Source organism: Methanosarcina soligelidi (assembly GCF_000744315.1).
Classification (GTDB): Archaea; Halobacteriota; Methanosarcinia; order Methanosarcinales; family Methanosarcinaceae; genus Methanosarcina; species Methanosarcina mazei.
Map to the genome: position 1 here is coordinate 2,248,310 of NZ_JQLR01000001.1, position 11,899 is coordinate 2,260,208.

Below are 11,899 nucleotides of genomic sequence, written 5' to 3' on the forward strand. Positions count from 1 at the left end.
CTTTTTATCTTTTTATCCCCTTTGATATTGTGTATATAGGTTCCTACAAAGCCTTTTTTCTATCCGGAATTCACTTGCTGACTATAATATATCTGGACCTGGTTTCAGAACTGGTGCTTTCCGAATTATTTACTGTTAAACTAACAGTATATTGTCCTGTTCTATTGTATGTATATACAGGGTTTTTCTCTGTTGAACTGCCTCCGTCTCCAAACGTCCATCTCCATGCATCTGGCGATCCTGTGCTTTTGTCAATAAAACTGACAGTGAGAGGTTCAGACCCTGAGGCTGGAGATGCAGAGAAAGCAGCCGTAAGAGAGTTTGAAACAGCAATATATCCTGTCCTGGTTAATGAATTACTTCCGTTTTCATTACTTGTTGTCAATGCAACAGAATAAAGTCCTGACTTATTGTATATATGTACAGGATTCTTTTCTGTTGAATTGCTTCCATCCCCAAAAGTCCATCTCCATGAGCCTGGCGCCCCTGTGCTCTGGTCAGTAAAACTGACAGTAAGAGGGACGTTCCCTGAAGATGGAGATGCAGAGAAGCTGGAAACCGGTGTATTCAATGCATCTGAGACAGCAATATATCCTGTCCTGGTTAACGAATTACTGCCGTTTTCGTTACTTACTGCCAATGTTACGGAATAAAGCCCTGTTTTATTGTAAGTATATACAGGATTCTTTTCTATTGAATTGTTTCCATCCCCGAAAGCCCATTTCCAGGAATCCGGAGCCCCTGTGCTCTGGTCAGTAAAACTTACAGTAAGAGGCGCTTTTCCTGTAACATGCGATGCAGAGAAATTGGCAACAGGACCGCTTTGAGTGCTCGAGACCACAATATATCGGGATTTTGTCAATGCGTTACTGCCGTTTGCATTACTTGCTGTTAATGTGACAGTATATTGCCCTGATTCATTGTATGTGTGTACAGGGTTCTTCTCTCTTGAACCGCTTCCGTCCCCGAAAGTCCATCTCCATGCAGCCGGAGCCCCTGTACTCTGGTCAGTAAAGCTGACCGTAAGAGGTGCTTTTCCCGAAGTAGGAGATGCAGAGAATCTGGAAAGAGGAGCATCTGAAACGCCTGAGACTAAAATATATCCAGTTTTTGTCAGCGCGTTGTTGCCATTTGCATTGCTTGCTGTTAACGTAACATTGTATTTTCCTGCTTTATTATATGTATGCACAGGATTCTTTTCTGTTGAATTGCCCCCGTCTCCAAAAGTCCATTTCCATGCGGTCGGCGCCCCTGTACTCTGGTCTTTAAAGCTGACAGTAAGAGGCACACTTCCTATAGCTGGAGTTGCTGAAAAGGCAGTGACAGGGACAGCATCTACTGTTTTCTGTGGCACAATACTGTTTTCAGAAGTTACACTTATGTATCTGGATATCTGAACCCTGTTGCTGCCTCCCTGACTGGTTGTTGTCAGAGCAACAGTGTAATTCCCCTCTTTATTGTATGTGTGTACAGGATTTTTCTCTGTTGAATCGTTCCCATCTCCAAAAGACCATTTCCATGTATCCGGAGATCCTTTGCTCTGGTCCGTGAAACTGACCGTAAGAGGTGCTTTTCCTGTAACAGGGGATGCAGAGAAACTGGTAACCGGAGTGCTAAATAAAGGTCCTGAGACAGCAATGAATCCGGTTTTTGTCAGAGAATTGGTTCCTCCTGCACCACCTGCCGTTAATGTAACAGAATATAGCCCTGATTCATTGTATGTGTGCACAGGATTCCTTTCTGTTGAGTTAGTTTCATCTCCAAAATACCATTTCCATGAAGCTGGTGACCCTGTGCTCCTGTCGGTAAAACGGACATTGAGGGGCGCATTTCCTGTAACAGGGGATGCAGAGAAGCTGGCTACGGGAGTATTCGAAATGCCTGCGACAGCGATATAGCTGGATTTTGTCAGGGTATTGCTGCCTTTTTCATTACTTGCTGTCAATTTAACGGAGTAAAGCCCCGATTTATTGAATGTGTATACCGGGTTTTTGTCTGTTGAGGTATTCCCGTCTCCAAAAGACCATTTCCATTCAGTTGGAGCTCCTTTTCCCTGGCCTGTAAAACTAACACTGAGTGGAGCTTTTCCTGAAGCTGGAGATGCAGAGAAGCTGGCTACAGGCCCATTTAGAGCGTTTGAAACAATAATATAACTGGATTTTGTCAGGGTATTGCTGCCTTTTTCATTGCTTACTGTCAATGTAACAGTGTATAACCCCGCTTTGTCGTATGTATGTGTGGGATTCTCTGCGGTTGAACGCGTACCGTCTCCAAAATTCCACTTCCTCGAGGTTGGAGCTCCTGTACTCTCATCAGTAAATTTAACTGCTAGAGGTGCTTTTCCTGAAGACGGAGACGCAGAAAAAGCAGCTACAGGGGTTTCAAAACCATTTGAAACAATAATATAGCCGGATTTCGTCACTGCAGTCCTGTTCCCTGTTTCGTTTAATGTCAGAGTAACAGGATATCTTCCCGGTTTTTTATATATGTGAACCGGATTCTTTTCCGTTGAATAAGTTCCGTCTCCAAAAGTCCAGTTCCATTCTGCTGGAGATCCTGTACTCTGGTCGGTAAAACTAACGCTGAGAGGTGTTTTTCCTGAAACCTGGGAAGCAGAAAATACCGGCTGTGCCAGAACGATTATCGTGGCTAATTTCGAATCAGTGCCGTTTTTATTGTTTACTTTAAGCGTTACATTATAATTTCCTGCTCTGGAATAGGTATATACCTGATTTTGATGTGCTGAACTCGACCCGTCTCCAAAGTCCCATTTCCACCCTTCCGCATTCCTTGAGAAATCCGTAAACTGGACTGAAAGGGGAGCATAACCGGCTGTTAGATTGCTGCTGAAGTTTGCAGCAGGAAATGACGGCTGTGCCGGGAGAGGGGCCATAAACTGGCCGAAAGCAACAGGGCTGAAACCTGCTTTTTCCGTAGCTATAACCCTGTTTGTAGCTGTATCAATTATGGAAATGGTTTTTCCGAGATTCTCATTGTTACCGCAGTTCGCTACATACACCTTTGTCCCGTCCGGCGTGACCGCAATCCCATAAGGGCTTCTGCCGACTTTTATGGCAGCTGTAACATTTTTTGTTTCAGAGTCAATTATGGAGACATTGTTACTGCGTTCATTTGCAACATATATTTTTGTTCCATCCGGGCTGACCGAAACTCCCAGAGGCCATTTTTCTACAGCCAATGTATCAGTAACCGTGTTGGTCGCCGTGTCAATTACAGAAACAGTGTTGCTTTCACAATTCGTCACATAAAGCCTTGTTCCGTCCTGATTGAATGAAACTCCACAGGGACCGGTTCCGACTTTAACAGCTGCTATTTCATTGTTTGTTACGGTGTCAATAACGGAAACATTATTGCTATAACGGTTCGCAACATATGCTTTTCTTCCATCAGGCGTGATTGCAACCCCCAGAGGGTTAATTCCGGCAGGAACCGTGGCTGTAACTGTGTTTGTAGATGTATCGATTACCGAGACGCCGTTAATATCACGATCCGACACATACAGTTTTTTCCCATCCGGCGTGACTGCAATTCCACAGGGACTGTATTTGTTTCCCACATCTACAATGGTTATAACCTCTCCCCGAGCTGTATCAATTACAGAGACACTACCACGGTAGCCGTAGTTGGTATTTGTGACATATACTCTTGTCCCATCCGGGCTGATTGCAACTCCCATAGGATCGTTTCCAACCGGCACTGTTTTTGCAAGGGTATTATTTCCTGTGTTAAATACAGAAACCGTGTTGCTGTTGAGGCCCGTAATATACGCATATGAAGGCGTGGGAGAGCCTTTCAATACAACATTTACCGTGGAGATCTGTGAATCTGTGCCGTTTGAATTGCTTGCCGTCAGCCTGACAGTATAGATCCCTGTTTCAGAATAAGCATGAGTAGGGTTCTGCTTCTTTGAGCTGGACCCGTCTCCGAAGTCCCATTTCCATTCAGTCGCATCCTTCGATAAATCCGTAAACTGCACAGGCTCGGAAAGGAAAATATAACCCGATGTAATATTGCTCTTGAAGTCCGCAGAAGGATATACCGGCTGTACCGGAATGGAGCCTATAAACTGGCCTGAGGCGTAAGGGTTCTTTCCTACATTCATTGTGGCTGTAACAGTATTGGTCGCAGTGTCAATTACAGAGACAGTGTTACAGAAGCTGAGTGCTACATATACCTTTTTTCCGTCCGGTGTGACAGCAATTCCTGCAGGATCGGGCCCTACAGGTATCCTGGCTGTAATTTTGTTTGTTCCGGTGTCAATTACGGAAACAGTATTGAAATATTTATCAACATTTGTCACATATGCCTTTGTTCCCTCAGGTTTGACTGCAATTCCAGAAGGGGCCGCCTTTACCTTTACCGTGTCTATGACGCTGTTTGTTACCGTGTCAATTACAGAAATGCTCCTGCTGTCGAAGTTCGCTACGTACACCTTTGTCCCATCCGGTGTGACCGCGATTCCTTTCGGACTTCTTCCTACGGATACCGTGCTTATAACAGCTTTTGTGGCAGTATCAATTACAGAGACTGTCTTTTCCCCGTTATTTGTTACATATAGCTTTTTTCCATCCGGGCTCAGGGCCAATCCCAGAGGACTTTTTCCTGTTTTCACGGTGCCTGCAACGGTATTTGATGTGGTATCAATTACAGAAAGAGTGCTGCTTGCCATGTTTGTTACATAAACCTGTTTTCCATCGGGGCTTACGGCAACACCCTGCGGAGAACTTCCTGCGGGTACCGTGGCTATAACATTATTTGTTGCCGTGTCAATTATGGATACATCGTTGCTATGAGCATTTGCCACGTATACCTTTGTTCCATCCGGGCTAATTACGGCTCCCATAGGATTGGACCCTACAGGTATCGTAGCTGTGACTTTATTTGAAGTGACGTCAATTACAGAGATGTTGTCACTCTCTGAATTTGCAATATACGCAAAAGTTGAGGCTCCTGCGGTGCCTATCAACATTAAAAAAACAAATGCGGTTATCCCGACAATTTTATTGAAGGTTTTCCCCCCAAATATTTGATTACATTTTCCAAATATTTGATTACATTTCGTTACTTTCATTTTAGCCCCCCTGAATATATGAATTAATAAATTTGTTAAGAATCTAAAAAATTCAATTTTACCGGTTTATTATAACGGATAACCTGTTTATTGTAATGGGTAATTTGATAATTTGCTGAGATCGGTTTTTTCGAATTAAGCTGTTTATCGTAATCATATGTGCTATGAAGATGACCGGATAAAGAAGATTTCACAGAAATGTGTGAAATAATTGTAAACTCAGCGGCAATAATTTTTCTTTTACTGGCTATTCGGAATCCTCTATATTCTGTTTTTATCCTGAAATTTTATGAAATTTAAATTCTAAAAATGCTCCCAATTTTGTCCCCACAAAAAGACAAGCAACTCTTATTTTCATCAAATTAGTATATTAAATTTGTTGATCTCAGTCTTAAAACAATTCAGACATTCAGGCAGTGTCTTTATTCCTGAAACACTCCTAAATATATTTATCTTCAAATTCAACTTCTTGTCCAGTTTTGTTGAAATAGTATATAATTAGGGCTATCGTGATTTATATCTTCACAGGAATCAGGTCTATGATAAAAATTAAACTGACATCATAATACCTGATTAAAAAATAGACTTAATTAAAAAATTGTAAAAATTTAATTCAATTTAAGGCTCGGCAGAGCTGAAAGAAGGATTATTACGGGCAAAATTGTTAATAATGATCATATTATGAAGTAAATTTTCTAATAAAGTAAACCTTTATATAAAGTAAATATTCTTACAGAATTAATCATCCAGTGAAGTAATTCTTTATATAATGTAAATATTTTTACAGAATAAATCCTTCAGTAAAGTAAATCTTCAGGCTTTTTCAGCCTGTAGAATAGGAATTCTCTTTTTCATACCGCTTCCCGAATAATTTGTCGGAATATTGCGAGTGACTTTTAAATACTCATCATAACTTCAGGTTTCCTCCGGATAAAGAAGGTGAAAAAGGAAGTCTGGCAAGTGGCAGATAGTCATAATCACATCCGTTAACATTGTAAGGAAGGTCACAGATGCCATCAGAGTCCGAATCTTCAGCAATTTGAGAATATCCTGTTCCGTTAAGGTCAGCCCAGAAATTGCCTCCAAGGTACGGTCCTTCCGCGATATTTATTCCGGGAGCTTTTGTAATGTTCCAGCTGTTTCCTTTGCTGTTTTCAGCTTTCACATTTACAGTATTATTAAAGTAGTTGTTAAAGATACGGTTGTCAGCACAATGGTCCAGTAAATAGATCCCGGATTCATTGCTGGAGTTTATTATGTTGCCGGACAGTTCATTATTCTGGCTGTTTTCTCTCAAAAAAATGCCCCTGCTGCTGTTTGAAATTGTGTTATTGTATACCCTGGAGTCATAGACAAGGATCAGGTAAATACCATAATCGCAGTCCGTAATCAGGTTTCCACAGAGGACGGTTCTTGCCTGTGTGTCATACATATCAACCCCTGTACTGCAATTAATTATCTCATTATTCGAAACAAGGTTTCCTCCTCCGCAGCATGCGATCCCTATTCCTCCTCCGTTTGAAAGCCGATTACGGGATATAATATTGTCCCAGCAGTGTGCTCCGATAATTAAATTTCCCTCTTCAATGGAGTTGTTTTCTGCCGTATTCCTGCTGCAGCCTTCATCAATCAGGATGCCGTTTCTGAAAAAGGTATTGTTCGAGAGGGTATTGTTCATGGAGCCCTGAAGGTAAACTCCGTACTGGTTTTCAAAAATATGATTTCTTTCGATTGTGCAGTTTTCAACCTGATCAAGACAGATCCCTGCCTGAGGGCAGTCAAATTCAGTTGATCTGGAGATAAAAACTTCCCCTGAACCGAGACTGTAAGTTTTTCTAAGTTCCGGTATATCGGACACACCCTGTCCATCCGGGTCTTTGGGGAAAGAGTCTCTGGGGCTGGAAGCCTCATGTGTGCTGAAAAACTCTCCTGACCCTGTTATGTTAAAGCCGCTGATAGTTACGTTGTCGGCCTTAACCTGAAAAACGCTGGAATTCCTGTCCCCTGCTCTGATAAAAACGCTACCAGATTTTTCAGGCTCCGAACTGACCGTTACCCCTGAAACATTGACAACAATATTTTCTTCGTATTCTCCGGCTTTCACAATAATAAAGTCCCCGGTTGTAGAGTTATTTACTGCAGCCTGAATTGAAGCTCCGGGCTCAACGTAAATGACTTCTGCACCCGCAGCGCCTGTAGAAACAAGAAGCAAAGCAACGACCAGTAAAGAGCTGGTTAGTTTTCTGATACAGTCTCCGATAAGTATACTTTTCATAAGTGCCCCTCCCCAGATAATTTCCAGCCGATCGATTCAGGACGGAAAACTCCAGATCGATGGTTGCTGCGTGCAACTGCCATAATTGCGTGCAACTGCTATAATTTATACTAATATACAGATTAAATTCATTATTTATATACCAATTTATATTAAAAATTGAAGACTGGAAGATATGATAACCTTAACTCCAATTTTAAATGGAGATGAAAGGAGACCTGTGTTAAGGTCTGTCCTATGTGACTGAACATATGACCGAAAATGCGACAGAATATATTTGAAAGAATAAGACATAGAGAACAATGAAATGATCCCTGAGATTTGTAAGCTGGAAAAAGAAACTCTGGTCTCCGGACTTGCAGAGTTTTTCAGATCTCAAGAGTATGTGGAGCTTGCATACCTTTTTGGTTCTCATGCAAAAGGAAAATCAGGTCCTCTCAGTGATATCGATGTAGGTGTATATCTTTCCAGAAAGCTGGACAAAAAAGAGAGGTTCGAAAAAAGGCTGGAACTAATAAGTGTCCTGAGCACTTTACTTCAAACCAGCAATCTGGATCTGGTAGTTATGAATGATTCTCCCCCTGTGCTTAATTTCAAAGTTATTGAGCCTAATTGCCTGATTTTTGAAAAAAATCACGATTTGAGAGTAGAAGTGGAAGTATATATTATGTCCAGGTATTATGACCGGAAGCATCACGAAGACTTTCTGAACAGAGAATTTGTTAAAAGATTTAAGAAAAGGGGATTTTCCTGAGATGACCGATTCGGAGACCATTATCAGAAAATTGGATTTCATGAGCAGGTGCGTAAAATATCTAAAATCCATAGATCCCGAAACTGTGAACCTTGAGTCTGATTATGAGAAACGGAGTGCGGTTGAAAGAAACTTTCAGCTGGCAATAGAAAGTGCTATCGACATTGGAGAAATAATAATTTCGGAAGAAGGGCTGGAAAGACCTGTTGACTACAGAAGTGTGTTCCTTGTCCTGGGAAGAAATTCAATCCTGCCGAGAGATTTTGCAGAGAGGCTCGCACCTGCTGCAGGGTTCAGAAATGTGCTTGTCCACATGTATGAAGAAGTAGACCTGGGAATAATGAAAGAATTCCTGACCGAAAGACTGGGCGATTTTGAGGAATTTGCAGGGTATGTACTGGAATACATTGAGAAGAAGGAAAGTGAGGTAGAGAATTCTGGATAATTAAAAGTCATTTAATTAGTGCATACATACAATAATCAAAGTAATTGCCGTTTTTATAAATCCCTTTCTTCATTATGCCCTCCAAAACAAATCCAGCTTTTTCAAGGGCTTTTCTTGAACCAAAATTATGTGCATAAGGCTCTGCAAATATCCGTACAATATCATATTGTTCAAAAGCTGTCTGACAGAGCTGTTTTATTGCTTCGCTCATTATTCCCCTGCCCCAGAAAGGTTCGCCAAGCCAGTATGCGATTTCTGCACTTCTACAATAAACATCGTTTTTAATGAATAAGGCAATGCTTCCCACAGCTTCTCCATTCACAATAATTGCCCGACAGCATTGCTTTGATTCATCGTTATAGCTAAAGTTTTCTACGGTTTTTCTGCAATCCTCTAAGGTAGAGGGAAAAGCATCCCTCATATCTTCTAAAATCTTTGGATTGCTGGAATATTTGAAGAAGCTTTCAGCATCGGATTTTTCCCATTTTCGCAATTCAAAATCCATTTTAACAGCATCCGGGGGAAGATAATGCTCTTTTTCAAACGCTTATTTTAACTGTTTATCAATAAACTATCACTTCAAGCCCTGTAACTTCTTTGAAGTGGCTATCTCTGGTAACTATTCTCTCGCCATGAAAAAGTGTGATGGCAGCTATCAATTCATCGAATGCGCCAATAGATGTCCCTTTTGATAGTAAATTTGCAGAGAGGGAAGCAAAGACTTTATAGACGGATTCTTCTAGCTCCAGAACCTGAAAGCATTCCAGAAGCTTTTTGATTTCTTCCAGGTTTTGATGCGTTTTTCTGGACAGATAAGCTCCCCGATAAAGCTCAATGACATTAATCTCGGTTTTGCTTAAGGGGATTCCTGAGCTTCCATTTCAGCCAGTTTCTGAAGAGCTCCTCTTTTGCCTCTCAGGAGATCTACAATAAAAGAAGTATCAAGCACCGGCATCAAGATCAACTTTCCTCGTCTCTGCTTTTCTCATGTCCCTCGAAGCTTTTTCGATTGCATCTGCGAGTTCGGGGTTGGTGCCTATTTCTGCGAGCACTTCCGAAAGCTTTCTTTTTTTAGGATAGTACTTGAGAATAACATCTGAGAAGCTGTTCTTTTCAGTGGTTTTTAGGCTTTTAAGCTTTTCATAAGCTTCCTCACTTATGCAGATCGTTCTAGTTGGCATGATACTATCTGTGTATGTATGTGTATTAAAGACTTTTCGGGTTTTTTCGACTCGGTGAAGATAGATAAACACTGAAAAGAAATCAAAAATTTCTCAAAGAATGTGAATTTGAGTATATTCTTCTAACTGGAAGTATTTCACAAGAGCATACGTACAATAATCAAAGAAATTACTATTTATGGCCAAATAGTCACACATTTGGTGAAACCATACTTTTAAATCCAAAATTATGCTAAAAAATAATTAATAATGGTAAATATTCAACCTATTCAAAATGGAATAAATCAGTAAACAGCTTTATAGAAGGTATAATGGAAGTTCAAATAATCAATTTAGATAAAAATACATGAAAAATAACATGATTGATAGGAGGATTTTGTGAAAAATACTGTTTTAAAAATACCTGCAGAAACTCGGTTCAATTGTAATATCTAATAAAAATTGGCTGCTTTATCTTCTAATATGTTGCTTTCCTTCGAGTGTATTGTTTGTACTCTCAGGACCAGACGATACTTTAACTTCAGTCATAAAGCCTGCACTGTTACCTCGCAAAGTATTATTATGAGATTTCCCCAGCGTGATTTCAAATGAGTACCCGATTGATTTGACGTTATTGTCAAGAAGTTTATTATTATTTGAATCTCTAAGACTAATACAGAAATAGTCATCTATAACTGCATTTTTGCTCAGTTCATTGTTTGAAGAATTTTCGAGGCGTATACCATCCCAGTTTCTCGATACATTATTACTTGTTAGCTTGTTGTTATTTGAATTTTTAAGAAGGATCCCGTTTCTATACTTTCCCCACTTGAACCAATTATAACTTACTTCATTATTTACCAGTTTATTTCTGCTGGAGTCTGTCAAGCAAATTCCACATCCATTTTGAGATGCATTGTTGTTTTCAATTGTAATGTTTTCGGCTTTTTTCAGATAAATTCCGTATCTGTCAGAAAGCAGTTTATTGCCAGCGATAATGCCACCAGACCCGGTATAACATATGCCTGACTTGTCTGTTCCTGTCACATTGAACCCGCTAATTGTCACATTGTCGGCAACTACATGGAAAATATCCTTTTCCGGATCTGCAGCCTGAATTATAGTTTCAGTCTGTTCTCTAGGCTTTGAAATTATAATAAGAGATTCGTCCACAACAAGGTTCTCCTTATATAATCCCGGGTGAACAGCAATAATATCGCCAGAACTTGAATTGTCTATTGCTTGCTGGATCGAGTCTCCAGGGTGTACGTAGACATTTATTGAATCATCACTGATATTATCAAGAAAATTATTTATCGAATTATTACTATCATTATCAGGAGAATTATTGGGATATATCCAGGATAAAATTGCAGAAATTGTAGAATCAATGAAAGATTTATTTTCTATATCCTGATCTTTAGTCTCATTCTTAGAAGTACGATTAGGAGAATCATCTGGTAAATGATCCATATCTGAATTCTCAATATTACCTCTCAAAGTATTGTTATCTGAGCCAGCAAGTTCAAAGCCATGTTCCCTGTTTGAATTTGCAATATTATCAGTTAGAATGTTGTCTCTTGAGCTCCCTAGATCAATACCTGCATACCTATTTGAATTTGCAATATTATTGTTTAGCAAGCTATTACTGCAATTGAATAATTTAATTCCACCACCATTGTGATTTGCAATATTTCCATTTACTTTATTTTGTATAGAAGAACTCAAAGTTATGCCGTTATCTTTATTAAAATTTGCTGTGTTGTTATTTAATTCAGTATTTGTTGATTCATGAACATCAAATCCAACGATATTAGAATTTGCCACGTTGTTACTTAAATAATTATCAGTGGATTTAACTATTCCAATGCCAATAATATTATTAACTACAATATTATTCAACACGGTGTTATTATCTGAGTTAAACAGAATGATTCCAACGGCGTTATTTGATAGGATGTTGCTATCAAACCTTGAATCGCTTGTATTAAATAAAGCAATGCTCTGGGAGTTATTTTGGAGAACCTGATCTTTTATTGACATGTTCTGGCAGTTGATACAGTAAATAGCCCCAGCATTTGAGGCAGAATTTAAAGTAATATTCGAAACATTTACAAGATAATAAATAGGTTTTCCATTTACAGTATTGGTAGTATCGATATTGTTCTGCATA

9 protein-coding genes are annotated in these 11,899 nt (G+C 39.7%); 2 read left to right on the plus strand and 7 right to left on the minus strand.

Translation table 11 applies throughout. The features are described 5' to 3' along the window. Nucleotides 1-70: 70 nt before the first annotated feature. Nucleotides 71-5,092 (minus strand): PKD domain-containing protein, encoded by a 5,022-nt coding sequence (locus M886_RS09875; protein ID WP_048038213.1) that lies wholly within the window; start codon nucleotides 5,090-5,092, stop codon nucleotides 71-73. Nucleotides 5,093-5,999: 907 nt separating this feature from the next. Continuing rightward, nucleotides 6,000-7,367, minus strand: a complete 1,368-nt coding sequence (locus M886_RS09880; RefSeq protein WP_015412570.1) for a right-handed parallel beta-helix repeat-containing protein — start codon at nucleotides 7,365-7,367, stop codon at nucleotides 6,000-6,002. 307 nt (nucleotides 7,368-7,674) lie between these two features. Between M886_RS09880 and mntA the strand changes: the two genes are divergently transcribed. Together mntA and hepT are read left to right on the plus strand one after the other, a co-directional pair. Continuing rightward, complete coding sequence (mntA, locus tag M886_RS09885; RefSeq protein ID WP_011034390.1) at nucleotides 7,675-8,121, plus strand: type VII toxin-antitoxin system MntA family adenylyltransferase antitoxin; 447 nt, start codon at nucleotides 7,675-7,677, stop codon at nucleotides 8,119-8,121. Nucleotide 8,122: 1 nt separating this feature from the next. Then, a complete protein-coding gene (gene hepT, locus M886_RS09890; RefSeq protein WP_050035220.1) occupies nucleotides 8,123-8,566 on the plus strand; it encodes a type VII toxin-antitoxin system HepT family RNase toxin in 444 nt (147 codons plus the stop codon). 7 nt (nucleotides 8,567-8,573) lie between these two features. Here the strand turns inward: hepT and M886_RS09895 are convergent, their stop codons facing one another. From M886_RS09895 to M886_RS17505, 5 genes are all read right to left on the minus strand, one after another. Next, entirely contained in the window at nucleotides 8,574-9,071 is a 498-nt protein-coding gene (locus M886_RS09895; RefSeq protein WP_015412572.1) for a GNAT family N-acetyltransferase, read from the minus strand. A gap of 58 nt (nucleotides 9,072-9,129) precedes the next feature. Continuing rightward, nucleotides 9,130-9,432, minus strand: a complete 303-nt coding sequence (locus M886_RS19515) for a type II toxin-antitoxin system VapC family toxin (RefSeq protein WP_080503066.1) — start codon at nucleotides 9,430-9,432, stop codon at nucleotides 9,130-9,132. Next, nucleotides 9,423-9,524, minus strand: coding sequence for a type II toxin-antitoxin system VapC family toxin (locus tag M886_RS19335; RefSeq protein ID WP_137726661.1), 102 nt, complete (start codon nucleotides 9,522-9,524; stop codon nucleotides 9,423-9,425). Before M886_RS19335 ends, M886_RS19515 begins: the two co-directional genes overlap by 10 nt. Further along, a complete protein-coding gene (locus M886_RS09900; protein ID WP_015412573.1) occupies nucleotides 9,508-9,747 on the minus strand; it encodes an antitoxin VapB family protein in 240 nt (79 codons plus the stop codon). Before M886_RS09900 ends, M886_RS19335 begins: the two co-directional genes overlap by 17 nt. Nucleotides 9,748-10,197: 450 nt before the next feature. After that, nucleotides 10,198-11,898, minus strand: coding sequence for a right-handed parallel beta-helix repeat-containing protein (locus M886_RS17505; RefSeq protein ID WP_084685069.1), 1,701 nt, complete (start codon nucleotides 11,896-11,898; stop codon nucleotides 10,198-10,200). Nucleotide 11,899 lies beyond the last annotated feature (1 nt).